At 38.5% G+C, this 26,995-nt stretch carries 24 protein-coding genes and 2 pseudogenes; 16 read left to right on the top strand and 10 right to left on the bottom strand.

The features are described 5' to 3' along the window. The first annotated feature begins 9 nt into the window (after nucleotides 1-9). Nucleotides 10-1,803, top strand: a complete 1,794-nt coding sequence (locus AC6H0J_RS03300) for a P-loop NTPase fold protein (RefSeq protein ID WP_497512827.1) — start codon at nucleotides 10-12, stop codon at nucleotides 1,801-1,803. A gap of 333 nt (nucleotides 1,804-2,136) precedes the next feature. On the opposite strand, the pseudogene AC6H0J_RS03295 reads toward AC6H0J_RS03300, so the two are convergent. Further along, a pseudogene (locus AC6H0J_RS03295) lies at nucleotides 2,137-3,129 on the bottom strand (ATP-binding protein); the annotation flags it as partial. A gap of 159 nt (nucleotides 3,130-3,288) precedes the next feature. On the opposite strand from AC6H0J_RS03295, the gene AC6H0J_RS03290 reads away from it, so the two are divergent. Continuing rightward, a complete protein-coding gene (locus AC6H0J_RS03290) occupies nucleotides 3,289-3,756 on the top strand; it encodes a hypothetical protein (protein WP_032825812.1) in 468 nt (155 codons plus the stop codon). Nucleotides 3,757-3,826: 70 nt separating this feature from the next. On the opposite strand, the gene AC6H0J_RS03285 is transcribed toward AC6H0J_RS03290, so the two are convergent. The 8 genes and pseudogenes from AC6H0J_RS03285 to ureA all read right to left on the bottom strand — a co-directional run bounded on the left by AC6H0J_RS03285 (nucleotide 3,827) and on the right by ureA (nucleotide 9,979). Continuing rightward, nucleotides 3,827-4,639: an urease accessory protein UreD gene (locus AC6H0J_RS03285; protein ID WP_005629508.1), complete on the bottom strand. Its 813-nt coding sequence runs from the start codon at nucleotides 4,637-4,639 to the stop codon at nucleotides 3,827-3,829. A 53-nt stretch (nucleotides 4,640-4,692) separates the two neighbouring features. Then, a complete protein-coding gene (gene ureG / locus AC6H0J_RS03280) occupies nucleotides 4,693-5,328 on the bottom strand; it encodes an urease accessory protein UreG (protein ID WP_005629507.1) in 636 nt (211 codons plus the stop codon). 80 nt (nucleotides 5,329-5,408) lie between these two features. After that, nucleotides 5,409-6,116: an urease accessory protein UreF gene (locus tag AC6H0J_RS03275; RefSeq protein WP_046952584.1), complete on the bottom strand. Its 708-nt coding sequence runs from the start codon at nucleotides 6,114-6,116 to the stop codon at nucleotides 5,409-5,411. After that, complete coding sequence (ureE, locus tag AC6H0J_RS03270; RefSeq protein ID WP_005629505.1) at nucleotides 6,101-6,658, bottom strand: urease accessory protein UreE; 558 nt, start codon at nucleotides 6,656-6,658, stop codon at nucleotides 6,101-6,103. Before ureE ends, AC6H0J_RS03275 begins: the two co-directional genes overlap by 16 nt. Before the next feature lie 253 nt (nucleotides 6,659-6,911). Further along, nucleotides 6,912-7,532, bottom strand: a pseudogene (locus AC6H0J_RS03265) (glutathione S-transferase). A gap of 37 nt (nucleotides 7,533-7,569) precedes the next feature. Then, complete coding sequence (ureC, locus tag AC6H0J_RS03260) at nucleotides 7,570-9,288, bottom strand: urease subunit alpha (protein WP_005629501.1); 1,719 nt, start codon at nucleotides 9,286-9,288, stop codon at nucleotides 7,570-7,572. An 11-nt stretch (nucleotides 9,289-9,299) separates the two neighbouring features. Next, complete coding sequence (ureB, locus tag AC6H0J_RS03255) at nucleotides 9,300-9,605, bottom strand: urease subunit beta (RefSeq protein WP_005629499.1); 306 nt, start codon at nucleotides 9,603-9,605, stop codon at nucleotides 9,300-9,302. A 71-nt stretch (nucleotides 9,606-9,676) separates the two neighbouring features. Then, complete coding sequence (gene ureA, locus AC6H0J_RS03250; RefSeq protein ID WP_046952580.1) at nucleotides 9,677-9,979, bottom strand: urease subunit gamma; 303 nt, start codon at nucleotides 9,977-9,979, stop codon at nucleotides 9,677-9,679. 168 nt (nucleotides 9,980-10,147) lie between these two features. Here ureA and AC6H0J_RS03245 point away from each other — a divergent pair, with 168 nt between their 5' ends. The 13 genes from AC6H0J_RS03245 to ispC all read left to right on the top strand — a co-directional run bounded on the left by AC6H0J_RS03245 (nucleotide 10,148) and on the right by ispC (nucleotide 24,932). Continuing rightward, nucleotides 10,148-10,438 carry a co-chaperone GroES gene (locus AC6H0J_RS03245; protein ID WP_005629492.1) on the top strand — a complete coding sequence of 97 codons (291 nt, stop codon included), beginning with the start codon at nucleotides 10,148-10,150 and terminating at the stop codon, nucleotides 10,436-10,438. 22 nt (nucleotides 10,439-10,460) lie between these two features. Then, a complete protein-coding gene (gene groL / locus AC6H0J_RS03240) occupies nucleotides 10,461-12,104 on the top strand; it encodes a chaperonin GroEL (protein WP_005629490.1) in 1,644 nt (547 codons plus the stop codon). A 109-nt stretch (nucleotides 12,105-12,213) separates the two neighbouring features. After that, the gene (locus AC6H0J_RS03235; protein WP_005629488.1) at nucleotides 12,214-12,762 is read left to right on the top strand and encodes a YecA/YgfB family protein; all 549 of its coding nucleotides are present in this window, start codon (nucleotides 12,214-12,216) and stop codon (nucleotides 12,760-12,762) included. Nucleotides 12,763-12,773: 11 nt separating this feature from the next. Further along, entirely contained in the window at nucleotides 12,774-14,066 is a 1,293-nt protein-coding gene (gene pepP, locus AC6H0J_RS03230; protein ID WP_005629485.1) for a Xaa-Pro aminopeptidase, read from the top strand. Nucleotides 14,067-14,167: 101 nt separating this feature from the next. Then, the gene (gene uspA / locus AC6H0J_RS03225; RefSeq protein ID WP_005629483.1) at nucleotides 14,168-14,593 is read left to right on the top strand and encodes a universal stress protein UspA; all 426 of its coding nucleotides are present in this window, start codon (nucleotides 14,168-14,170) and stop codon (nucleotides 14,591-14,593) included. 187 nt (nucleotides 14,594-14,780) lie between these two features. Continuing rightward, a complete protein-coding gene (gene alaS, locus AC6H0J_RS03220) occupies nucleotides 14,781-17,405 on the top strand; it encodes an alanine--tRNA ligase (RefSeq protein WP_497512824.1) in 2,625 nt (874 codons plus the stop codon). 78 nt (nucleotides 17,406-17,483) lie between these two features. Next, nucleotides 17,484-17,675 (top strand): carbon storage regulator CsrA, encoded by a 192-nt coding sequence (gene csrA / locus AC6H0J_RS03215; RefSeq protein WP_005625841.1) that lies wholly within the window; start codon nucleotides 17,484-17,486, stop codon nucleotides 17,673-17,675. Nucleotides 17,676-17,698: 23 nt separating this feature from the next. After that, nucleotides 17,699-18,586 (top strand): UTP--glucose-1-phosphate uridylyltransferase GalU, encoded by an 888-nt coding sequence (gene galU, locus AC6H0J_RS03210; protein WP_046942403.1) that lies wholly within the window; start codon nucleotides 17,699-17,701, stop codon nucleotides 18,584-18,586. Nucleotides 18,587-18,719: 133 nt separating this feature from the next. Further along, entirely contained in the window at nucleotides 18,720-20,093 is a 1,374-nt protein-coding gene (gene argH, locus AC6H0J_RS03205) for an argininosuccinate lyase (RefSeq protein ID WP_005625844.1), read from the top strand. A 156-nt stretch (nucleotides 20,094-20,249) separates the two neighbouring features. Beyond that, entirely contained in the window at nucleotides 20,250-21,131 is an 882-nt protein-coding gene (hslO, locus tag AC6H0J_RS03200; protein ID WP_497512822.1) for an Hsp33 family molecular chaperone HslO, read from the top strand. Nucleotides 21,132-21,304: 173 nt separating this feature from the next. Then, on the top strand, nucleotides 21,305-22,921 hold the full coding sequence (gene pckA / locus AC6H0J_RS03195; protein WP_497512820.1) for a phosphoenolpyruvate carboxykinase (ATP): 1,617 nt from the start codon (nucleotides 21,305-21,307) through the stop codon (nucleotides 22,919-22,921). Nucleotides 22,922-23,071: 150 nt separating this feature from the next. Then, entirely contained in the window at nucleotides 23,072-23,629 is a 558-nt protein-coding gene (gene frr, locus AC6H0J_RS03190; RefSeq protein WP_005625850.1) for a ribosome recycling factor, read from the top strand. A gap of 109 nt (nucleotides 23,630-23,738) precedes the next feature. Beyond that, the gene (gene ispC / locus AC6H0J_RS03185) at nucleotides 23,739-24,932 is read left to right on the top strand and encodes a 1-deoxy-D-xylulose-5-phosphate reductoisomerase (RefSeq protein WP_005625853.1); all 1,194 of its coding nucleotides are present in this window, start codon (nucleotides 23,739-23,741) and stop codon (nucleotides 24,930-24,932) included. Nucleotides 24,933-24,963: 31 nt separating this feature from the next. Here the strand turns inward: ispC and AC6H0J_RS03180 are convergent, their stop codons facing one another. After that, nucleotides 24,964-25,773 (bottom strand): sulfite exporter TauE/SafE family protein, encoded by an 810-nt coding sequence (locus AC6H0J_RS03180; RefSeq protein ID WP_032825368.1) that lies wholly within the window; start codon nucleotides 25,771-25,773, stop codon nucleotides 24,964-24,966. A gap of 136 nt (nucleotides 25,774-25,909) precedes the next feature. Here AC6H0J_RS03180 and AC6H0J_RS03175 point away from each other — a divergent pair, with 136 nt between their 5' ends. Then, nucleotides 25,910-26,989, top strand: a complete 1,080-nt coding sequence (locus AC6H0J_RS03175) for an anaerobic sulfatase maturase (protein WP_118817358.1) — start codon at nucleotides 25,910-25,912, stop codon at nucleotides 26,987-26,989. Nucleotides 26,990-26,995 lie beyond the last annotated feature (6 nt).

Here is a 26,995-nt window from a genome sequence, read left to right as displayed (position 1 = left end):
GAATCAATAATGAATAAACATATCGAAAACTATTTAGATCTTTATTTAGAAAGAGAAGATGTTGAATACGCAACTCTCTTAACTGGGAAATGGGGCTGTGGTAAAACATTTTTTATAAGAAATTATATAGAAAAAAGATCTAATGATAATAGATATAAGTTTATCTATGTAAGTTTGTTTGGATTAAAAGATATCCCATCTGTAAATGACGCTATTTTTGAAGAATTACATCCAATTTTATCTCATAAAAGCATAAAATTCGCAGGCGGAATATTAAAGTCCGCAATAAATTTCGGGTTTACGTTTGACTTAATTGGAGATGCCAGTCAGGAAACAACTGCAAAAATCGATCTTAGCAAAATTATTAACCCATTAAAAAATGATACTAATAATTATAATAACCTAATTTTTATATTCGATGATCTTGAGAGAACATTAATACCTATTATAGAAATATTAGGATTTATAAATTCAATCTGTGAAAATAAAAATGTGAAAACAATTATCATAGCAAATGAGGATGAAATTAATTATAAGAATAAAAGTAATGATAAAAATGAAACATATAAAAGATTTAAAGAAAAAGTTATAGGTAAATCATTTATTATTCATAATGATAACGAAAGCTATTGGAAGTCATTTGAGGAAAAATATTCCTCAAAGTTAAAAAAATATGAAATAATTATAAACATCATCCAATCGACATTTGAAAGATCTGGAAATAAAAACTATAGAAATCTAATTCAGACAACTGATGATTACATTGATTTTACTAAAAAAATAAAATCTAATTATCTAGATAATGATGAATTTATTGAAAGACTATCAGAGCAATTCTATACACTATCACTAGAATATAAAAAAGAGCATAATATAGATTCCGTCTTAGAGTCATTAAAACAAGATAACTCAGGATTTTATTATAGCCTCATTTTCGATACAGATATTTGGAAGATGATTATTACTAGTTGCTATAATTCTTATGATGAACTAAATGAATTGATATCCTCACTTCCAATATTTAATAGGAAAGAAGATGAATCTTGGCAAAAATTATGGCACTACAGAGAGATGAATAGGGATGAATTTTATACTAACCTTGAGGATGTAAAGAATAAATTTATTTCAATAGAATATCACAATATAGGTATTCTTATGCATGCTGTTAGTATGTTAGTATTTTTCGTTAAGAAAAATTTATGTAGAAATATATCAATTGATGAAATAGAACAAACACTCTCAAAATACCTAGATAAATACAAAGAAACTTCTTCATTTCCAGATCTTAGATTTTTTAGGCTTAATACTACAGGCTTGGGATATATCAATGAAGAAGATGACGATTTCATAAGAATAAGATCAGAATTTTATAAGAAGATAAATGAACAACAATTTATTTTAGAAAATAAAAAGACTATTGATGATTTTTATAAATTATTACCATTTATAAAAATTGCAGACTGGAGTAATACGTATAGTAACTATGAAAAATACGAGTGCAAAGTTTTGCTGACTGAAGAAAATGTTAATCAAGTTATGGAAGTGTTAATTGATGATAGTAATAATTATAATGGGTTGTATAATTTTTGTTATTTTCTTGATGAAAGATATAAAACAAATCGTAGTATTAATGAAATAACATTAGCAGAATATTTGAAAGCTGAAGAAAGTTTTATTGATAAGTTTATAGCTTGTTTAACTAATAGATATAATTCAAAAGATCTTGATCCATTTGATAAATTTAAATTAGATGAAATTTTAAATATGCTAAGGCTAAAAAAAGAAAGATTCAAAGTTCATTAGTCTCCCCCATGATAGCGCAAGCGTCCTCGCTTGTGCCCCCATCTAAAAGTGCGGTCAAAAAATCCAAAGAATTTTGAATATTAATTCTGCCAACGGCTTATGGGTAAAATTCGCAATGTATTATTAAACAGCACCAGCGTGGACGCTGGCGCTATCTTTCCTTATTAGCACAATCTGTTGGTGCACGCTTCCTAGCGTGTGCCTAACTTCAATAAAAAACACTTCAAAAACTCACCGCACATTATTTAATTTCCATGGCACACGTTAAGAAACGCGCACCAGTATAAACGTTAATCACTAAAAGTGCGGTGAAAATTTTCAATATTTTTAGATTTATTGCAGCAACCAATCCACCACATAAATCACCTCAATCCCATCAATTTCTGTTTGTTCGTAATATTTCCCCGTAATTAAGATCTTCTTATAGTTATCTTTAATATGCAAAAGATTATCTGTTTCGTGGGTATTTTCAGGGATTTCAAAGGCGACTTGCACATACAAAATCTCATCGGCTTTTCGGGCGATAAAATCAATTTCTTTGCTGTCAAGTTTACCGACATCTATGGTATAACCACGTCTGAGTAATTCAATAAAGACGATATTTTCTAGTCGATTGGCATAATTCGCGCCTTTTTTACCGATAGCATGTCGTCTTAAACCGTTATCCACAATAAAATATTTCGCATTGGTTTTTAAATAGCCTTTTCCGCGAATATCGTATTGTTTTGCTTTATAAAAAAGAAACGCATTTTCTAACAAATCAAGATATTTGCTGATGGTAGGGTTTGAGGTGGGAACACGTTCGGACGTGAGCGTGTTGCTAATTTTACTCGGATTCACTAACTGCCCTACATTATCCGCCAAAAAGAGAATCACGCTTTTAAGAATATGGGTATCTTTCACGCCAGCACGATGAGCAATATCATTCAGTACGATGGAATCAAAAATGCCAGATAAAATCGTTTCTTTTAAAGATTCATCAGCAATAGCAACACTGGGGAAACCGCCATATTTTTCGTATTCCGAATAGAGTTTATCCACCAATCTTGATTGACTATCCACATTTTTGGCGTGCAAAAATTCTTTAAAAGAAAGCGGATAAATTTTGATTTCTACATACCGACCGCTTAACAGCGTCGCAAGCTCACCGGAAAGCAAGTTAGCATTTGAGCCCGTAATCACGATGTCGGTGTTAAAACTCACGCGAAGCGCATTGACGATTTTTTGCCAGCCTTCCACGAATTGAATTTCATCAATCAGAAAGTAGGTTTTAGCTGGAGAAGACGGCATTTTTTCTTGAATAAGCTGTTGGAGGTCTTGAGTGTCAATTGGAAGTCAATTTCCATATTTGTTTTTTTTTTAGCCTGTATTTGGAATTACATTTCCAGTTTTTATTTCGGTTTTTTTAGTCTCATTCCAATCCCTTGCACAATCCCCAATTTCCGCTATCATACGCGCTTTCTTATTGCTCGGAATTTTGTATTTATGAATAAATTAAAGATGGCATTGTTTGTGGGTGTCCTTGTGAGTTTATTTGCTTGTACCACAACACATCAGCCAAAAAAGACGGTTAAATCTCGATTTTTAAAGAATAATATTAGCCAAGCTGAGTTAAATAATTCGGTTAATTACAAGCCATATCATTATCGTTGTAATAATAAAGATACTGGGGGGATTTCTCATTTGACGACTTATTTCCCGTTGTCGCGTGAAAGCCGTATGAAAGATAACTTCGGTTTTTATTTCCAGCTAGATAATGGCAAGGCGGTGCCTTTTGATCATTCATACACGCTGACACTGAATGCGCGCGGTACAAAATTTGAGGTGGTTTATCGTTCGTATGATCCGATTCAAGGAAGTTATGTGGATTTAATCGCGCGCTCTCAAAGTTCAATTTACTACAAGAATCAACAAGGCAAGCAAGTTCCTTGGTTGATTTGTAAGGGCGGTTGATTTTTATCGAAAATAATTTTTGGGGCTGACGTAGATTAGCAAGAATGCTAGTCTACGTCAGCCCCTAATTTTATGCTGATTTTAGTTGCTCACCGATCTTCTCAAAGAGCTTTTGAATGAGCTCAGCACGATGACCAAGCACTCGTACAATAAGTCCACCTTCATTTAATTGAGAAACGCCAATAAGTATAGATTTTTCACTTTCCTGCTGTTGAAGTGTTTGGACGATTTGTTTAACTTCAGTTGATGTTTTCTGCAAATTGAGATAAACCAACGATCCTTGATGTGAGAACCCTTCCATTTGGCTTAATGCGGTCAATTTCATTTGTGCAGGCTGCCATTGAATACAATCCAAGACGAGCGGTTTAGTTTGCCCGTTATTTTGCAAAAGCTGAACTTTTAAATGAGAAGAAAATTGGCGAAATTCAAAACGTTCATTATTTGCTACGCGGCCAATAGCCACAATATCTCCGTAAATCAGAACGCTATTAGGTTGTATATTGATGAATGTTTTTTGCTTAAATGCAGAATCCTTATGCAATACCAATGGGTGGGGCAAATAAAATAAATAGCTATTCTCTTCAAGCTGAATGAACGTGTTTTGTTCAGCAAAATTGCCTTCATTCATTGCCTTAACACGGGTAAATGCCTGTGTATTTAAAGAAAGTGCGGTCGATTCTGCGAGCGTTATTTGAATATCAATACGATCCCCTGATAAGAGTCCTGGCGAAGAAGACATCTGAATGGCATTAAGTCCATTTGTCCAAGCATCCGCATAAGGAGGTAACGTCATCACTTTGAAAGGGGGAGTGGCAAAATATTCCGCAAGCTGAGTTTTACCGCTTGGAGAAAGTTTAGTTGAGAGTTTGAGCGTACTGTTCATAATCGATTAAATTTGTAAAATCCCCCCTCCTCAAAAGAAGAGGGGAGAGTACTTTATCTCACTAAGGCTTTAGGTTCTTCTATATTTTTTAATAAAGCGTATTTTTCAATCCAACCAATTACACCATCTAAATTTTCTTTCTTCATTAAGTTGGTAAAGATAAACGGTTGACCGTTACGCATACGACGTGCATCTCGTTCCATGACACTTAAGTCAGCACCAACGAATGGCGCTAGGTCAGTTTTGTTAATCACTAATAAATCAGAACGGGTGATGCCAGGACCACCTTTACGCGGGATTTTTTCACCTTGTGCGACGTCAATCACGAAAATAGTCACATCTGCTAAATCAGGGCTAAAGGTGGCAGATAAGTTATCACCACCAGATTCAATAAACACGATTTCTACATCAGGGAAGCGTGCAACCATTTCATCGACAGCTTCTAAGTTCATTGACGCATCTTCACGAATTGCTGTATGTGGGCAACCGCCCGTTTCCACGCCCATAATTCGCTCAGGCGGAAGTAAGCTGTTTTTCGTTAAAAACTCCGCATCTTCTTGGGTATAAATATCGTTAGTGATTACCGCCACGCTATAACGGCTTGCAATTTCACGAGTCAGTTTTTCAATTAACGCGGTTTTGCCTGCACCAACGGGGCCTGCTACGCCAATTTTAATGTAGTTACGCATAATGTTCCTTTTGTTGATTCGTAGAAGCTCATTCTTATAACCTCTGCGATATGTAAAAATTTAATAAAAAATGACCGCTCTTACGACATATAAAGCCGCGTATAAAGCACTTCGTGCTGCATGGAACGGATGTCATTTGCGAGAGTTGCTGCACCTAGCCAATCAAGATTTGGATCAAGGCTTAATTCGACAGCTTGCAAGAGCGCACGACGCAAATCAAACAGAATATCTTGCCCGTCCATTTGGCTGAGCGGAATGAGTTTTACGCCATTGGTAATGGTGCCGACTGCTGCATTGTAGTAAAACGCATACAGGGTATCCGCTTTGCTGAGCCCCATCGCTTGCGCCACCATCGCAAACACAATCGGGAAATAGCCTTGCACGGTTTTATTTTGAATCGCTTGCTGAAATTGGCTCAACATCGGGTGTTGTTCATAGCGGATAAAAATTTTTAATAACCGCACGCCGAGTTTAAAACTGCCTTCTCGACTTTCTCGCGCAATTTTGGTCGCAGATAACGAATGGTCTAATTCGCACAAACGGTCAAAATCATTGATAGCCATGGCTTCAAATGCGAGCGAAAGATAAGCGCCATCGTTATACACCCAGTTTTGCAAAAGCTGAGTTTGCACATATTCTTCTAGGCTTGGTTTCGTCGAAACAACACCTTGTTGAACAAAGGTTTCTAAACCGTTTGAATGGTTAAAGCCCCCGATTGGCAAAGTCGGGTCAACCAAGTGCAACAAGGCGCCTAAATCTGCCAGGCTTCGGTTTAATGTTGGTGCCAATTGCCGTCTCCATGGTGGTGATAGCCATGATGATCGTGCGAATGACTATGCGAATGCCCGTGCCCTTGTGCGGAGTTCGCTCTTAACGCTTGGCTTAAACGGCGTTCAGCTTTTTTCGGATGAAATCCCGCCGCTTGTAACCATTCAAACATCGGCTTATCGTAAGGTAATGTCACTTCATCGCCATCTAAAAAGAGGGGCGAATGTTTATTGCCAATTTCATAACAAGCGCGAGCCATTTCTGGCAAGGTTTTCGGCGATAGCACAATTACTTCACTCGGTAAAATTTCAATCACAATCACTAATTCATCGCTGATAAACACCACATCATCGTGTTTTAAACGTTGTCCTTCTTTTAGCAAGCGAAAGGCAACTTCGCGCCCCGTATTCGTTGTTTTACGCAGAATATTGCGCTCACTTTCATACCACTGCAATGCCACGCACTCAATGGTTTGATGGGTAATCTTGCCTTCAGCTTGAAGACTAGTTAAATCGCCTAAAATGGTGTCCATAATAGGCAGAATGGGGTTGAGGATTTTCATTTTTATATTACTTATTTTCTTCGGTTATATACTACCAAATCTCCCCTTCCCCTCTTTGCTAAAGAGGGGATTTTCTTTATGAATTTACTGTCATCTGACTCATTTATATTTGCCATATCAAAGTAGAACAATGATATAAAATCTCGCTCGTTCTTCCCCCCTTCTTTAGCAAAGAAGGGAAGGGGAGATTTGGCAGAAGAAAAAACAGAGAAATTAGGTTATTTAGACCAATTTCATGACGCCACAAAAATGGTTACAACGTTGGCTTTGTTTCTCTTAAAACCTCATATTTTTCATTCATTTCTGCTGCCCAAGCGGTTAAATTTGGAAATTCTTTTGCAAGATCTAATCCAATTTTCTCTGCTCTAAATAAGAACCAATCAATGACTGCCACCGCCGTTAACGTACCAATGTTTAATTCCGTACCAAACGGTTTTAAGTCTTGCTCAAGTCTTGCAAAACTTTGACGATTGCGTTCAGTTAGTTATTGATGGCGAGCTGTCCACCATTCACTTTCAGGGCGAAGCATTTTTTCAGCCATCATCGGCACGGTGTTTTCCATAATGCCATCTGCTAAATTATGCAACGCTAACGCTGCCCAACGTGGCTTGCCACTTTCTGGAATGAGTTTAGGCTCTACCTTACCTTTTTGGTCAAGATATTCGCAAATCAGCAAACTACCATAAAGCCAATTACCACAATTACGTTCTAACGCAGGAACACGTCCCAATGGGTTGGCCTGATTATGCGGAGAGCTTGCATCAAATGATGAACCAATTTTAATCAGTTCTGTTTTGTCTAATAGTTGTTGATATTTCAACGTTACCAGTACTTTACGTACATACGGGCTGGTGGTGGAGTACCAAAGTTTCATTGTAAATTCTCCTTAAAATTTGACCGCTCTTTTCTGCTTAGAACATAAAATATCGTTGCCCTAATGGCACCGTATCCACGGGTTCGCAAGTAATTAGTTCACCATCCACACGCACTTCATAGCGTTCTGGATCAACTGTGATTTCAGGTGTTGCATTGTTGTGAACCAAATCTTTTTTCCCTACGCTGCGGCAACCTTTCACGGCAATGGTTTCTTTGTGTAAACCGAACTTCGCACGAATATCGGCTTTTTCAGCGGCTTGTGAAACAAAGAATACCGCTGTTTGTGCCGTTGCTAAACCTTGAGCACCGTACATTGGACGGTAGAACACTGGCTGTGGTGTTGGAATAGAGGCATTTGGATCACCCATTTTTGCATAGCTAATAAAGCCTTTTTTAATTACCACTTCAGGTTTTACGCCAAAGAACATCGGTTTCCATAACACGATATCCGCAATTTTACCCACTTCTAATGAACCAATATGATCTGCAATACCGTGTGCAATCGCTGGGTTGATGGTGTATTTCGCGATATAGCGTTTAATGCGGAAGTTATCGTTTCCTTCATTGCCTAACTCACCACGTTGCATTTTCATTTTATCTGCGGTTTGCCATGTACGAATAACGACTTCGCCAATGCGCCCCATTGCTTGAGAGTCTGAACTCATAATCGAAAAGACGCCCATATCATGCAAAATATCTTCTGCAGCAATGGTTTCAGGACGAATACGGCTATCAGCAAATGCTACGTCTTCCGGTACGCGTTTATCTAAGTGATGGCAAACCATCAACATATCTAAATGTTCATCAATGGTGTTTTTCGTAAATGGACGAGTCGGGTTGGTTGAAGCCGGTAATACGTTTGGATACATCGCTGCTTTAATGATGTCGGGCGCATGTCCGCCACCTGCACCTTCCGTGTGGAAGGTGTGAATCACTCGTCCATCAATCGCTTTCATGGTATCTTCTAAGAAGCCACTTTCATTTAGCGTGTCGGTATGAATTGCCACTTGAATATCCATTTCATCTGCCACTTTTAAGGCAGAATCAATTACTGCAGGCGTTGCGCCCCAGTCTTCATGGATTTTTAAGCCTAATGCACCCGCTTCAATTTGTTCGCGTAGCGGATCTAAAGTTGAGCAGTTTCCTTTACCGAAAAATCCTACGTTGACAGGTAAAGCTTCTGCCGCTTGGAACATACGTTCCATATACCATGCGCCCGGGGTACAAGTAGTCGCGTGTGTACCATCAGCAGGGCCTGTTCCGCCACCAATTAACGTCGTAACCCCGCTTTCAATCGCATGTTGTGCTTGTTGAGGGCAAATAAAGTGAATGTGGGTATCAATACCGCCTGCGGTTGCAATTAAATGTGCGCCATTATGTACTTCCGTGCTTGCACCGATAATCATGTTTGGCGTGACGTTATCCATGGTGTCAGGGTTACCCGCTTGTCCGATACCCACAATACGACCATCGCGAATACCAATATCGGCTTTGATAATGCCTAATTTAGCATCAATGATCATCACGTTGGTAATCACAAAATCCAATACATTTGGATTATCGCGAGTTGCGGTGCCGCTTTGCGCCATGCCATCACGCACACTTTTACCGCCACCAAATTTACACTCATCACCTTTGGTCAATAAATCTTGCTCAATAGTTGCCCATAAATTGGTATCGCCTAAACGGACTTTATCGCCAACGGTTGGGCCATAAGTTGCTACATATTGCGCTCTTGAAATTGTTAATGCCATTCTGCCCTACCTTATAATTTGCCATCAATTTGATTATGGAAGCCGTAAATAGTTTGCGAGCCACCAAAAGCCACTAACTCGACTGATTTCACTTCACCTGGCTCAAAACGTACTGCATTGCCAGATGGAACATTTAAGCGCATTCCACGCGCTAAAGTGCGGTCAAATTTAAGGGCATTATTGGTTTCAAAAAAATGGTAATGGGAACCGACTTGAATTGGGCGGTCGCCTGAGTTAGTTACTTCAATTGTGACTGTTTTTCTGCCAACATTGGCAATAATATCGCCTTCAGCTAATTGGTATTCACCTGGAATCATTTTATTTAAATCCTTCTATTTTAAAATTTTTATAGAAAGCCCCCTCTTTGCTAAAGAGGGGGAATGTTCTTTTATCTAATCGGATTGTGGACGGTAACAAGCTTCGTACCATCTGGGAAAGTTGCTTCAATTTGTACTTCGTGTACCATCTCAGCAACGCCTTCCATCACATCTTCAACGGTGAGTAGGGTTGCGCCATATTGCATGACTTCCGCCACACTCATACCATCTCTAGCTGCTTCTTGTAAATGACTCGCGATATAAGCGATAGCCTCAGGATAGTTTAATTTTACGCCACGCGCTTTGCGTTTTGCCGCAAGCTCACCGGTTAAAAAGAGCATCAATTTCTCTTGTTCTCTTGATGTTAAGTGCATATCTTCATTCCTTCATTTATCTATCGCACAAAGAGCGGCGAATTTTACGTAAAAAATCCAAATAGGAAAAACATTTTGTCAGAATTTTTTTATTCATAGCCCTTGAAAGCGAAAAAATCCTCCTTATATAAAAACCGCACTTACAAATTCTCAAGAAGGAAATTAATCATGAATATTCGTCCTTTACACGATCGTGTAATTATTAAACGTGAAGAAGTCGAAACCCGTTCAGCTGGCGGTATCGTATTAACAGGCTCAGCAGCGACTAAATCCACCCGTGCGAAAGTATTGGCAGTGGGTAAGGGTCGTATTTTGGAAAATGGCACCGTTCAACCTTTAGATGTAAAAGTTGGTGATACGGTCATTTTCAATGATGGTTATGGCGTGAAAAGTGAAAAAATCGATGGTGAAGAAGTGTTAATCATTTCTGAAAACGATATTTTGGCGATTGTGGAATAATTTAAATTAAGGAAAAAAGAAAATGGCAGCAAAAGACGTAAAATTTGGTAACGATGCACGCGTAAAAATGCTTAAAGGCGTGAATGTATTAGCAGATGCGGTAAAAGTTACCCTTGGCCCTAAAGGTCGTAATGTAATTTTAGATAAATCATTTGGTGCACCAACCATCACCAAAGATGGTGTGTCTGTCGCACGTGAAATTGAATTAGAAGATAAATTTGAAAATATGGGTGCACAAATGGTGAAAGAGGTTGCCTCTAAAGCCAATGATGCAGCAGGTGACGGTACAACTACCGCGACAGTTCTTGCTCAAGCTATCGTAAATGAAGGCTTAAAAGCAGTAGCTGCAGGCATGAATCCAATGGATTTAAAACGCGGTATCGATAAAGCAGTAAGTGCGGTTGTTTCTGAGCTTAAAAATTTATCTAAACCTTGTGAAACAGCAAAAGAAATTGAACAAGTAGGGACTATTTCTGCAAACTCTGACAGCATTGTGGGTCAATTAATCTCACAAGCGATGGAAAAAGTGGGTAAAGAAGGCGTGATTACCGTAGAAGATGGTACAGGTCTTGACGATGAATTAGCGGTTGTGGAAGGGATGCAATTCGATCGTGGTTATTTATCACCTTATTTCATCAACAAACCAGAAACGGCAACTGTTGAATTAGACAACCCATACATTCTTTTAGTAGATAAAAAAGTATCAAACATTCGCGAATTACTTCCAGTATTAGAAGGTGTTGCAAAAGCGGGTAAACCATTATTAATTATCGCTGAAGATATCGAAGGTGAAGCACTTGCAACTTTAGTGGTGAACACCATGCGTGGTATCGTGAAAGTAGCAGCAGTGAAAGCCCCTGGTTTTGGTGATCGTCGTAAAGCAATGTTACAAGATATTGCGATCTTAACTGCTGGTACCGTGATTTCTGAAGAAATCGGTATGGAACTTGAAAAAGCGACATTAGAAGATTTAGGTCAAGCAAAACGTGTAGTCATCAACAAAGACAATACCACGATCATCGATGGTGTAGGTGATGAAGCTCAAATCAAAGGTCGTGTAGCTCAAATTCGTCAACAAATCGAAGAATCAACGTCTGATTATGACAAAGAAAAACTTCAAGAACGCGTGGCTAAACTTGCTGGTGGTGTAGCTGTAATTAAAGTTGGTGCAGCAACTGAAGTTGAAATGAAAGAGAAAAAAGATCGAGTGGACGATGCATTACACGCAACTCGTGCAGCAGTTGAAGAAGGTATTGTTGCCGGTGGTGGTGTTGCATTAGTTCGTGCAGCAGCGAAAGTTGCAGCAAGCCTAAAAGGTGACAACGAAGAACAAAATGTGGGTATTAAACTTGCATTACGTGCGATGGAAGCGCCTTTACGTCAAATCGTCACTAACGCGGGTGAAGAAGCATCTGTTGTGGCAAGTGCGGTTAAAAATGGCGAAGGAAACTTTGGTTATAACGCAGGTACAGAACAATACGGCGATATGATCGAGATGGGTATCTTAGATCCAACTAAAGTAACTCGTTCTGCGTTGCAATTCGCGGCATCTGTAGCAGGCTTAATGATTACCACTGAATGTATGGTAACCGAGCTTCCAAAAGATGAAAAAGCTGACCTAGGCGCAGGCATGGGCGGTATGGGTGGAATGGGCGGAATGATGTAATTCGCTCATAATCAGGTAAAAAGTGCGGTCGTTTTTCCACAAGGAAAAGCGATCGCTTTTTTATTTACAAAGGTTTACACTAATTTCAAATTTACTCAGGACATCTATTATGCTCATTTCTCATTCTGACCTTAACCAACAACTTAAATCTGCTGGAATCGACTTTAATGCAACAGAACTACACGGTTTTTTAAGCGGTTTACTTTGTGGTGGCTTAAAAGATCAAAGTTGGCTACCGCTCTTATATCAATTCAGCAATGATAATCACGCTTACCCAACAGCATTAGTTCAACCCGTTACAGAACTTTATGAAAAAATTAGTCAAACCTTATCAGATGTTGAAGGATTTACCTTTGAACTTGGTTTAACCGAAGATGAAAATGTCTTTGCACAAGCGGATAGCTTATCCGATTGGGCAAACCAATTCTTACTTGGTCTTGGCTTAGCACAACCTGAATTAACAAAAGAAAAAGGCGAAATTGGCGAAGCCGTAGATGATTTACAAGATATTTGCCAACTTGGTTATGATGAAGACGATAACGAAGAAGAACTTGCGGAAGCGCTAGAAGAAATCATTGAATATGTTCGCACCATTGCAATGTTGTTCTATTCTCATTTCAACGAAGGAGAAATAGAAAACAAACCTGTATTACATTAAGGAGATCTCGGATGGAATTGGCTTATATGGCTGAATTGCCTAAAGAAGAATTTTGGAAACGCCGCACACGAGTATTCGCTCAAATGCAACCTAATTCAGCATTATTGCTTTTTTCTGAAATCGAAAAACGCCGTAATAATGATTGTACCTATCCTTTCCGTCAAGATAGCTATTTTTGGTATGTAACAGGCTTTAATGAGCCGAATGCAGCACTGTTATTACTGAAAACAGAACAAGCAGAAAAAGCCATTATTTTTCTTCGTCCACGCGATCCGTTACTTGAAACGTGGAATGGTCGCCGATTAGGTGTTGAGCGTGCACCACAACAACTTAATGTAAATGAAGCCTATTCTATTGAAGAGTTCTCTACCGTACTGCCAAAAATATTAAAAAAACTAACCGCACTTTACTATGTGCCAGAAATTCATACTTGGGGTGATAAATTAGTGACAGAAAGTGCGGTGAGTTTTAACGAGATTTTAGATTGGCGACCAATGCTCAGCGAAATGCGCCTTATAAAATCGCCTAATGAAATCCGATTAATGCAACAAGCGGGACAAATTACGGCTCTAGGGCATATTAAAGCAATGCAAACAACACGTCCAAATCGATTTGAATATGAAATTGAAAGCGATATTTTGCATGAATTTAATCGCCATTGCGCCAGATTTCCTTCTTACAATTCCATTGTTGCAGGGGGAAATAACGCCTGTATTTTGCACTACACAGAAAATGATCGTCCATTAAATGATGGGGATTTAGTGCTCATTGATGCTGGCTGTGAATTTGCCATGTATGCGGGCGATATTACCCGCACTTTTCCTGTAAATGGAAAATTTAGCCAGCCTCAACGTGAAATTTACGAGTTAGTTTTAAAAGCACAAAAACGTGCGATTGAATTACTTGTACCTGGCAATTCCATTAAGCAAGCCAATGATGAAGTCATTCGTATTAAAACCCAAGGATTAGTGGATTTAGGTATCTTAAAAGGTGATGTCGATACACTCATTCAACAACAAGCTTATCGACAATTTTATATGCACGGATTAGGTCACTGGCTAGGGTTAGATGTGCATGATGTAGGTAGCTATGGCCAAGATAAACAACGGATACTCGAAATCGGCATGGTGATTACCGTTGAGCCGGGTATTTATATTTCAGAAGATGCTGATGTGCCAGAGCAATACAAAGGCATTGGCGTGCGCATTGAGGATAATTTACTCATGACTGAATATGGTAATAAAATCCTAACCGCAGCGGCCCCTAAAGAAATTGCAGACATTGAAAATTTAATGAATTTTTAATAAAAATGTTTAAATTGTGATCTAGTACACAGTTTTTTATTGCTCAAAATGTTAGCATTAGAGCCAGTTAAAAGCCGAACCAATCAGTTAAGGAGTCGATTATGTACAAACACGTTTTAGTGGCAGTAGATCTTTCTGAAGAGAGTCCAGTTTTACTTAAAAAAGCGGTTGGAGTTGCAAAACGCCACGAAGCAAAACTTTCTATCATCCACGTTGATGTGAACTTCTCGGATCTTTACACTGGATTGATTGATGTGAATATGTCTTCGATGCAAGACAGAATTTCCACGGAAACACAAAAAGCCTTATTAGATTTAGCTGAAAGTGCGGATTATCCAATTTCAGAAAAATTGAGTGGCAGTGGTGATTTAGGACAAGTTCTAAGTGATGCCATCGAACAATATGATGTAGATTTATTAGTGACGGGACATCACCAAGACTTTTGGAGTAAGTTAATGTCTTCAACACGTCAAGTGATGAATACGATTAAAATTGATATGTTGGTTGTTCCGCTTAGAGATGAATAATTAACAAGAAATTGTTTTTTGAATAATCTGAAATAACTTAAATTTTAACCGCACTTCTCAAATAACGTCGTGAAGTGCGGTTTTATTTTGGGGTTTTGGCAAAAAGCCTTTTTATAAATTTCAAAAATATGCAAAAATAGAGCGATTTAGTTTTTATTTTTATTATGGGTAACAAGGATTCTTTTTAATGAAAACAACGGCAGAAATAAGACAATCATTCCTTGATTTTTTCCATAGCAAAGGCCACCAAGTAGTTGAGAGTAGCTCACTTGTGCCGGAAAATGATCCGACTTTGCTTTTCACGAATGCTGGGATGAACCAATTTAAGGATGTATTCCTTGGAATGGATAAACGCCCTTATTCTCGAGCGACCACTGCTCAACGTTGCGTGCGTGCAGGTGGTAAACACAACGACTTAGAAAATGTTGGTTATACTGCGCGTCATCATACTTTCTTTGAAATGCTTGGTAACTTCAGTTTTGGTGATTACTTTAAACACGATGCGATTAATTTTGCTTGGGAATATTTAACTTCCCCACAATGGCTTGGTTTACCTAAAGAAAAACTATGGGTAACCGTGTATGAAACCGATGATGAAGCCTACAACATCTGGAATAAAGAAGTCGGTGTTCCTGCTGAACGCATTATTCGCATTGGTGACAATAAAGGCGCACCATACGCATCAGACAACTTCTGGGCAATGGGCGATACCGGTCCTTGCGGTCCTTGTACTGAAATTTTCTACGATCACGGTGATCATATTTGGGGTGGACCTCCAGGCTCACCAGAAGAAGATGGCGACCGTTATATTGAAATCTGGAACGTTGTGTTCATGCAGTTCAACCGTTTAGCCGATGGCACAATGGAAAAATTGCCACGTCCATCAGTTGACACTGGTATGGGCTTAGAGCGTATTTCTGCTGTATTGCAACATGTTAACTCAAACTACGAGATTGATATTTTCAAAACACTAATCGCAAAAACGGCTGAAGTTGTTGGTACAACAGATTTAAGTAGTAAATCATTACGTGTTATTGCTGACCATATTCGTTCTTGTGCATATTTAATCTCAGATGGCGTTATTCCATCAAACGAAGGCCGTGGTTATGTATTACGTCGCATTATTCGTCGCGCAGTTCGTCACGGTCACTTATTAGGTGCCAAAGAAGCCTTTTTCTATAAACTCGTGCCAACTCTAATTGAAGTAATGGCAGAAGCAGGCAAAGACGTAAAAGCAAAACAAGTAAATGTTGAAAAACTATTACGTTTAGAAGAAGAACAATTTGCTCGCACTCTAGAACGTGGGTTGAGTTTATTAGATGAAGCCCTTTCTCAAGTGAAAAATGGCGTTCTTTCAGGTGAGGTTGCATTCAAACTTTATGACACCTATGGTTTCCCATTGGATTTAACGGCTGATGTATGTCGTGAGCGCAATATCACTATTGATGAACAAGCGTTCGACCGTGAAATGGAAGCACAACGTACTCGTGCTCAAGCAGCGAGTCAGTTTGGAGTGGACTACAACAGCGTTATTCGCGTAGATGGTGAAACTAAGTTTGAAGGCTATACTGAAGTCGAGTCTCAAGCAAAAATCACCGCACTTTTCTATGATGGTAAATCAGTGGAAAGTATCGAAGCGGGTCAAAGTGCGGTCGTTATTTTAGAAAATACGCCGTTTTATGCAGAATCAGGCGGTCAAATTGGTGACAGCGGATATTTAAGCGCACAAGGCGTGATCTTTAATGTGAAAGATACCCAAAAATATGGGCAAGTATTTGGACACATTGGAGAATTAACGCAAGGAAGTTTGAAAGTTGGACAATCGGTGAATGCTATTGTGGATGCGGAACGCCGCCATCACACATCACTCAATCACTCAGCAACCCACTTATTGCACGCGGCCTTACGTCAAGTTTTAGGTCAACATGTTGTGCAAAAAGGCTCACTTGTTTCAGATAAAGCCTTGCGTTTTGACTTTGCACAACCTGAAGCAATTACAAAAGAACAATTAACTCAAATTGAAACATTAGTAAACCAAAAAATCCGTGCTAACTTCCCTGTTCAAACGGATATTATGGACATTGATTCAGCAAAAGCCAAAGGGGCAATGGCACTCTTTGGCGAGAAATATGGTGATAAGGTTCGCGTATTAACCATGGCCGATTTCTCAATTGAGCTTTGTGGTGGTATTCATGCAAAACGCACTGGGGATATTGGTCTATTTAAAATTATTACTGAAAGCGCAGTGGCGGCAGGTGTTCGTCGTATTGAAGCTGTAACTGGTGAAAATGCGATTGAGTGGTTACATAATCAACAACGTATTCTGACCCAAAGCGCTGACTTATTAAAATCAGACGTAAATACCTTAGCGGAAAAAATCCAGCAACTTCAAGACAAAGCGAAGAAAGTGGAAAAAGAATTGCAAGGTCTAAAAGAAAAAGCCGCAATGCAGGCTGGTTCTGATTTTGTGAAAAGTGCGGTGAAAATCAACGGTGTTTCTGTTATCGCACAACAATTAGACGGCATAGAAACAAAATCATTACGTGTGATGGTAGATGATTTAAAAAATCAACTCGGCTCAGGCGTAATCGCATTCGCATCGATCTTAGATGAAAAAGTCAACCTTGTCGTTGGTGTAACAAACGATTTAACTACCAAAGTAAAAGCTGGGGAGCTCGTTAATTTAATGGCTCAACAGGTCGGGGGTAAAGGCGGTGGTCGTCCGGATATGGCAATGGCAGGAGGCTCCCAACCAGAAAATGTGGCACAAGCAGTTAAAGTAGCGCAAGACTGGTTAAACAAAAATCTGTAGTACAAGCCGGTTGGTGGGATGCCAACCCTTCCTTGATTGATAGGGATATCTAATAAATGCAAACTAAGGAGATAAAAGATGTTAATCTTGACTCGTAAAGTTGGCGAAAGTGTACTTATTGGAAATGATATTTCTATCACGATTTTGAGTGTACGTGGAAACCAAGTTAAACTCGGTGTAGAAGCGCCTAAAGAAGTATCCGTTCACCGAGAAGAAATTTACCAACGAATTAAACAGATGAAAGATGAACAATTAGACAGTTCATCATAATCGTAAATAATGGATTTTATATTATGAAAGCAATTATTCCTGTAGCCGGTCTTGGTACACGTATGTTGCCTGCCACGAAGGCAATTCCGAAGGAAATGCTCACTTTGGTTGATAAGCCATTGATTCAATACGTGGTAAATGAGTGTGTTGCCGCAGGCATAAAAGAAATTGTGCTTGTCACGCATTCATCAAAAAATGCTATCGAGAACCATTTTGATACCTCTTTTGAATTGGAAACGATGCTAGAAAAACGTGTTAAGCGTCAACTTCTAGAAGAAGTGCGTTCTATCTGTCCAAAAGATGTAACTATCATGCATGTTCGCCAAGGTAATGCAAAAGGACTTGGTCACGCTGTGTTGTGCGGTCGCCCACTTGTAGGCAATGAGTCATTTGCCGTTGTGTTACCTGACGTATTGTTAGCAGATTTCAGTGCAGATCAGAAAAAAGAAAATCTTTCTGCAATGATTAAACGCTTTAATGAAACTGGAGCAAGCCAAATTATGGTAACGCCTGTTCCACAAGAAAATGTGAGTAGCTATGGTGTTGCAGACTGTGGTGGCATAGTTCTTAATGGTGGTGAAAGTGCAAAAATTAATAGCATTGTTGAAAAACCAGCCGTTGAAGATGCGCCATCAAATCTTGCTGTAGTGGGGCGTTACGTTTTCTCAGCAGCAATTTGGGACTTGTTGGAAAAGACGCCAATTGGTGTTGGTGATGAAATCCAATTAACCGATGCTATTGATATGCTCATTGAAAAAGAAACTGTTGAAGCATTCCATATGACAGGTGAAACATTCGACTGTGGTGATAAAATTGGCTACATGGAAGCTTTCGTAGAATACGGTATTCGTCACGAAAAATTAGGTAAAGAATTCAAAACCTTTATCAAGAATTTAGCAAAAACGCTATAAATACCACTAATACAGATAAAATGGACAAAATGAAAGATTTTGTCCATTTTTGTTTTATTATTAATATAGAATATTGCTTTATGCATAAATATGCACAATAATAGAATAATTAATTAAATAAGAAGGAAAGATTATGGCACTTTGGGGTGGGCGTTTTACGCAGGCAGCGGATAAACGTTTTAAAGATTTTAATGACTCGTTACGTTTTGATTATCGTTTGGCAGAACAGGATATTCAAGGCTCAATTGGTTGGTCCAAAGCCTTAGTGAAAGTAAATATATTAACGATCGAAGAACAGCATCAACTTGAACAAGCACTAAATGAATTACTTATTGAAGTGCGGTCAAATCCGCAAGCAATTTTACAAGATGATGCTGAAGATATTCATAGTTGGGTTGAAAGTAAGCTAATTGATAAAGTAGGCAACCTTGGTAAAAAATTACATACTGGCCGTAGCCGTAACGATCAAGTGGCAGTAGATATAAAACTATGGTGTAAACAACGTGTGGTTGAATTACAAGAATCAGTACGTAATTTGCAACGCCACTTAGTTCAAACCGCAGAAAACACACAACAAGCAGTAATGCCTGGCTATACCCATTTACAACGAGCTCAACCTATCACTTTTGCCCATTGGTGTATGGCATATGTGGAAATGTTTGAGCGCGACTATACACGTTTAACAGATGCGTATAATCGAATGAATACCTGCCCACTTGGTAGTGGTGCGCTGGCTGGTACGGCCTATGCGGTAGATCGTGATTCACTTGCACACTATCTTGGTTTTGCTTTCGCAACTAGAAATAGCTTAGATAGCGTCTCTGATCGCGATCATATCGTGGAGTTACTTTCCATCGCATCCCTCAGTATGGCGCATCTTTCCCGCTTTGCTGAAGATATGATTATCTTTAACAGCGGAGAGGCAAATTTCGTGGAATTATCCGACCGCGTGACTTCTGGCTCATCATTAATGCCACAAAAGAAAAATCCTGATGCATGTGAGTTAATTCGGGGCAAAGCCGGCAGAGTGATTGGCTCATTAACAGGTATGCTAGTCACCTTAAAAGGCTTGCCACTTGCGTATAATAAAGATATGCAAGAAGACAAAGAGGGCATTTTTGATGCATTAGATACTTGGCAAAACTGTGTAGATATGGCAACGTTCGTATTAGATGAATTGAAAGTAAATGTTGAACGTACTCGTGAAGCCGCGTTAAAAGGATATTCAAACGCAACTGAATTAGCTGATTATTTAGTCTCTAAGGGCGTACCTTTCCGAGATTCCCATCATATCGTGGGTGAAACGGTTGTTTATGCAATCGAGAAAGGCAAAGGATTAGAAGATCTTACTATCCCTGAATTCCGCCAATTTAGTGAAGTAGTGGGAGATGATGTTTACGAGATTCTTTCCCTCCAATCTTGCTTAGACAAGCGTTGTGCAAAAGGTGGTGTATCGCCATTGCGTGTTGCCGAAGCTATTGCTGAAGCCAAAACAAGATTTGCTTAATCATATTTTAACACGCATATCACAATTGGATTTCACAAGACTCCCTTGCAATCCACTGAATAGTCCCAATTATGACTAGCGACACTTAAATAAGATGATAAAAACAAAAAGTGCGGGAAAAACTACCGCACTTTTTATTTCAATTAGGAATGATCAATGACCAATCAACAAGACTATACTCAAAACAATGACAAGCTTTACCGTTATCTTTTCCAAAACCGTGCGGTTCGTGGGGAATGGGTTCGCTTAAATAAAACATTCACTGATACATTAAATACCCATCAGTATCCTAAAGCAGTACAAGATTTATTAGGTGAAATGATGGTGGCGACTAATTTGCTCACTGCCACACTAAAATTTGACGGCAATATCACCGTACAAATTCAAGGCGATGGTCCATTACGCTTAGCATTAGTAAATGGCAATGATCAACAACAAATCCGCGCCCTTGCTCGAGTGCATGGGAACATCACTGAAAATATGAGCCTACATAATATGATTGGTAAAGGTGTATTGGTCATTACTATTGCACCAAAAGAAGGCGAACGCTATCAAGGTGTAATTAGCTTGGATAAACCGACAATCACAGAATGCTTAGAAGATTATTTTGTACGCTCAGAACAGCTTCAAACTCAATTAATTATTCGTACTGGAGAATATGAAGGCAAGCCAGTAGCAGCAGGTATGTTATTACAAATTATGCCTGATGGTTCTGGTACACCAGAAGATTTTGAGCATTTAACTACGCTCGCAGCAACAGTAAAAGACGAAGAATTATTTGGTCTCCCTGCAGAAGAGTTACTCTACCGTTTATATCACGAAGAAACCGTCAATCTTTATCCAGCACAAGATGTACAATTTTTCTGTGGCTGCTCTGCTGAGCGTTCTGGTTCTGCATTGCTGCTCATCTCCGATGAAGAAATTGACGAAATATTAGCCGAACATAAAGGCAGTATTGATATGCAATGTGAGTGCTGTGGTACACACTATTTCTTTAATAAAGAAGCGATTGAAAAATTAAAATCAACAAAACTTTAAAAACAATCCCGACGCTATGTCGGGATTTTTGATCTACATCATCAATACACCTAAAAATAGGTAATAGAGAGCTATAATTTTTCAAAAATGAGATCTAGTTAACATTTTTTTACATTGACATTCTTTAGAATAGGCGACAGTTAAATTTTAATCTTAAATATTAGAGGTGACTTATGACAGACTTAAACAAAGTAGTAAAAGAACTTGAAGCTCTAGGCATTTATGACGTAAAAGAAGTTGTCTACAATCCAAGCTACGAGCAATTGTTCGAAGAAGAAACCAATCCAGGTTTAGAAGGCTTTGAAAAAGGTACTTTAACTACGACTGGTGCAGTAGCTGTGGATACTGGTATCTTTACTGGCCGTTCACCAAAAGATAAATATATTGTGTTAGATGAAAAAACCAAAGATACTGTTTGGTGGACCTCTGAGGCAGCGAAAAATGACAACAAACCAATGAACCAAGCTACATGGCAAAGCTTAAAAGATTTGGTGACTAACCAACTTTCTCGTAAACGCTTATTTGTGGTTGATGGTTTCTGTGGCGCTAGCGAACACGACCGTATTGCAGTACGTATTGTCACTGAAGTTGCATGGCAAGCACACTTTGTGAAAAATATGTTTATTCGCCCAACTGAAGAACAACTCAAAAATTTTGAACCAGATTTCGTTGTAATGAATGGTTCTAAAGTCACTAATCCAAACTGGAAAGAACAAGGTTTAAATTCAGAAAACTTCGTTGCTTTCAACTTAACTGAGCGCATTCAATTAATCGGTGGTACTTGGTACGGCGGTGAAATGAAAAAAGGTATGTTCTCAATGATGAACTACTTCCTACCACTTAAAGGTGTTGGCGCAATGCACTGCTCAGCTAACGTTGGTAAAGATGGAGATGTAGCAATCTTCTTCGGCTTATCTGGTACAGGTAAAACAACCCTTTCAACCGATCCAAAACGTGAATTAATCGGTGACGATGAACACGGTTGGGATGATGTTGGTATCTTTAACTTTGAAGGTGGTTGCTATGCAAAAACCATTCACCTTTCAGAAGAAAATGAACCAGATATTTACCGCGCTATCCGTCGCGATGCATTATTAGAAAACGTAGTTGTTCGTGCAGATGGTTCTGTTGATTTTGACGACAGTTCAAAAACAGAAAATACTCGCGTGTCTTACCCAATTTATCACATCGATAACATTGTAAAACCAGTTTCTCGTGCTGGTCACGCAACTAAAGTTATTTTCTTAACTGCAGATGCATTTGGCGTATTACCACCAGTATCTAAATTGACACCAGAACAAACTAAATACTACTTCTTATCAGGTTTCACTGCAAAATTAGCAGGTACTGAACGTGGTATTACTGAACCAACTCCAACTTTCTCAGCATGTTTTGGTGCAGCGTTCTTAACCCTTCACCCAACTCAATATGCAGAAGTGTTAGTAAAACGTATGAAAGCAGCAGGTGCTGAAGCTTACTTAGTGAATACTGGTTGGAATGGCACAGGCAAACGTATCTCAATCAAAGATACTCGCGGAATCATTGATGCAATCTTAGATGGCTCAATTGAAAAAGCTGAAATGGGCGAATTACCAATCTTCAACTTAGCAATTCCTAAAGCATTACCAGGTGTAGATTCTGCAATCTTAGATCCTCGTGATACTTACGCAGATAAAGCACAATGGCAATCAAAAGCTGAAGACTTAGCTGGTCGCTTTGTGAAAAACTTTGTTAAATATGCAACTAACGAAGAAGGCAAAGCTTTAATTGCAGCTGGTCCTAAAGCTTAATTAAAAATACTAAAAATATTAACCGCACTTTGGGTAACTGAAGTGCGGTCATTTTTTATCTGTTTTCAAGCTGATAAATGTATTCAAAAATTTACAAAAATCCAGTAAAATCACCGCGTTTTAACTTTCGTCAATTAAAAGGACAATGCAATGCTTAACCAAATTAAAAAAGATGCTCAAGATCGTATGGAAAAAAGCCTTGAAGCATTAAGAGGCCATATTTCGAAAATCCGTACTGGTCGTGCACAACCAAGTTTACTTGATGCAATTCAAGTTGAATATTATGGTGCAGCGACCCCACTTCGCCAATTAGCAAACGTAGTGGCAGAAGATGCGCGTACATTAGCTGTAACTGTTTTTGATCGTTCTTTAATCTCCGCGGTAGAAAAAGCAATTTTAACCTCAGATTTAGGTTTAAACCCATCTTCAGCAGGTACCACAATCCGTGTTCCGCTTCCTCCATTAACAGAAGAACGCCGTCGTGATTTAATCAAAATTGTGAAAGGCGAAGGTGAACAAGGTAAAGTTGCGGTTCGTAATGTGCGTCGTGATGCGAATGATAAAATCAAAGCATTATTAAAAGACAAAGAAATCAGTGAAAACGAACAACATAAAGCAGAAGAAGAAATCCAAAAAATCACAGATATTTACATTAAAAAAGTAGATGAAGTATTAGCGGATAAAGAAAAAGAATTAATGGATTTCTAATCATAAAAAATGCGAAAGGCAGACAGTTTTGTCTGCCTTTATTTTATTAGGTATGCGAATTTAGACGTACCAATAAAAATATAATCAACAAAAGTGCGGTAAAGATTCTATGCAAAAACAAAACATTGTCATTCTTGGTTCAACGGGATCAATCGGTAAGAGTACCCTCTCTGTTATCGAAAATAATCCTCAGAAATATCATGCATTTGCACTCGTCGGCGGAAAAAATGTAGAAGCAATGTTTGAACAATGCATAAAATTCCGACCGCACTTTGCTGCTCTTGATGATGTAAATGCTGCTAAAATTTTACGTGAGAAATTAATTGCGCATCATATTTCAACGGAAGTATTAGCAGGACAACAAGCTATTTGTGAACTTGCAGCACACCCAGATGCCGATCAGATAATGGCATCGATTGTTGGCGCAGCAGGATTATTACCGACTCTTTCAGCGGTTAAAGCGGGTAAACGGGTATTACTGGCAAATAAAGAATCATTGGTAACCTGCGGACAGCTTTTTATTGATGCCGTAAAAAACTATGGTGCAAAACTTTTACCAGTAGATAGTGAACATAATGCTATTTTTCAATCATTACCGCCAGAAGCACAAGAAAAAATCGGTTTTTGCCCACTTTCTGAATTAGGTGTAAGTAAAATTATACTCACCGGTTCTGGCGGGCCATTTCGTTACACACCACTCGAACAGTTTGCTAGTATCACACCAGAACAAGCAGTTGCGCACCCTAATTGGTCTATGGGTAAAAAAATCTCTGTCGATTCAGCTACAATGATGAATAAGGGCTTGGAATACATTGAGGCTCGCTGGCTTTTCAACGCAAGTGCGGAAGAAATGGAAGTCATTATTCATCCACAATCGATTATTCATTCTATGGTACGTTATGTTGATGGCTCAGTCATTGCTCAAATGGGAAATCCAGATATGCGTACACCAATTGCAGAAACTATGGCATATCCTCAGCGCACTTTTGCTGGGGTAGAACCACTCGATTTCTTTAAAGTCAAAGAACTGACGTTTATTGAACCTGATTTTAATCGTTATCCAAATTTAAAACTGGCTATTGATGCCTTTGCTGCGGGTCAGTATGCGACAACAGCAATGAATGCAGCTAATGAAATTGCCGTACAAGCATTTTTAGATCGTCAAATTAGCTTTATGGATATTGCAAAAATTAATGCAAAAACAATTGAGAAAATTTCGCCTTATACCATTCAAAATATTGATGATGTACTCGAAATTGATGCACAAGCAAGAGAGATTGCGAAAACGCTAATTGGGGAATAGACCTAGAATAACTAGGTCTAGTTTATTCGATTTAATGGCATACAAATTCCAAAATGCACATATAGGCTGCAATACAAAATAAAATAATCGCCAATAATTTTCTTGTTAAAGCCGGATTCATTAATCCACGCAATTTCATTGAGAAGAAACTCATTCCAAATGACCCCAGAGTAACGACACCAACCACAAGAAAATTTACATATCCTAATTGACCACTTAGACTGACATCATAAGGAAAGGCTCTTGTGAGATAGCCATATAAATTACCAATCCCACCAATAATCATCATGTAGTTCGTATAAACGGCAATTTGCTGCGTTTTTACCCCTTTTAATTGGCCTACAAGCGGAGCAAGGATAGATCCGCCTCCAATACCTGTAATACCGGCAATTAAGCCTCCTCCGCAGCAACTAATACTACCTTTAGCTCGTTCTATAGGAGACATATTAGACACTTCTATTTGTGTTCTCGATCTGTTTAAAAATGTTTTAATCGCAAGTGCACTCAAACTGACTGTAAAAATTAAACTAATTATCGCTGTAGAAAAATAAAAACTTAATTCAAAACCAATTTGCACGCCAATCACCATAGCAATAGACCATAAAATCATATTGATATAATCAATTTTGATTTTTTGCTTATGGAAAAATAATAAGTTAATCAATGCGGTACACATTACAATGGTGAGTGACGTAGCTGAAATAACTTGAATCGGCAATTCTGGAAATAATGTACGTAAAATTGGCACCATCAAGACCCCACCGCCAATACCCAAAATAGCAGAAACCATATTGGTACAAATACCGCAAATCAGTAAGATAAAAATTGTACTAATTGCCATTGCTACTCCTATCAAGAAAATCAGCTTAATAATATATTCTAATTGTGGCGTAAGGGGATGAGCATATCTTATGATCAGCATCATATACACTTAAAAATATTCTGTTATGATGAAAAAAATAGAAAGGATATGATGTATGAACGCATTTCAATTAATGGCAAAACCTACTGGCTCAATTTGTAATTTAGATTGCCAGTATTGCTTTTACTTGGAAAAACCTCATTTAAATCAACGGGCCATGAGTGATGAGGTATTAGAAACCTATATCAGATCTTACATAGAAACAGCCCCTCAACAACAAGTAACTTTCCTCTGGCAAGGCGGTGAACCAACCATGGCAGGCCTTGATTTCTATAAAAGAGCGGTCGATTTTCAGCATAAATACGCTAATGGGAAACAAATTGAAAATTCGCTACAAACCAATGGTATATTACTTAATGCCGATTGGTGTCGTTTTCTACATGATCATAATTTTCTTGTGGGGCTTTCTATAGATGGTCCAGAACACTTACACGATACCTATCGTTTAACTAAAAATGGCAAAGGCACATTTCAACAAGTAATAGATGCACTAGATTTACTACATAACTATCAAGTGTCTTTTAATACTCTCACTGTAGTGCATAATCTAAATGTTCTACATGGCAAAGAAATCTATCATTTTCTAAAACGAATTGGATCACTATATATGCAATTTATTCCACTAATGGGAGATTATAAGCAACAAGCCTCTGCAAAGGATTATGGCCAGTTTCTAATTAATATTTTTGATGAATGGTACGCCAATGATGTAGGAAAGATTGGGATTCAATTTATTGAACAATGGTTTATGGCTTATCTTGGATTACAACCTGATTTATGTATTTTTCGTGAAACCTGCGGTGATCAATTAGTTATTGAACAAAATGGCGATATTTATAGTTGCGATCATTATGTATACCCTGAATACAAATTGGGAAACCTCATAGAAACACCAGTAGTAACATTAGTTGATAACATAAAACAAAAACATTTTGGTTCAGCGAAATCCTTTCTTTCCGAACGATGCAAAAGCTGTAAATTTCGTTTTGCCTGTCATGGAGGTTGCCCAAAACATCGAACTGTTCAAGGATTTGGAAAACCACATAATCAACTCTGTGAAGCCTATTATGCAGCGCTCTCTCACATGGAACCCTATTTGAAAGAATTTGCAAAATGCTTTGGTAACGCAAAATAACATTAT

The sequence above is a fragment of the Haemophilus sp. THUN1691 genome, assembly GCF_059704425.1.
This window is presented reverse-complemented; position numbering and strand designations above follow the sequence as displayed.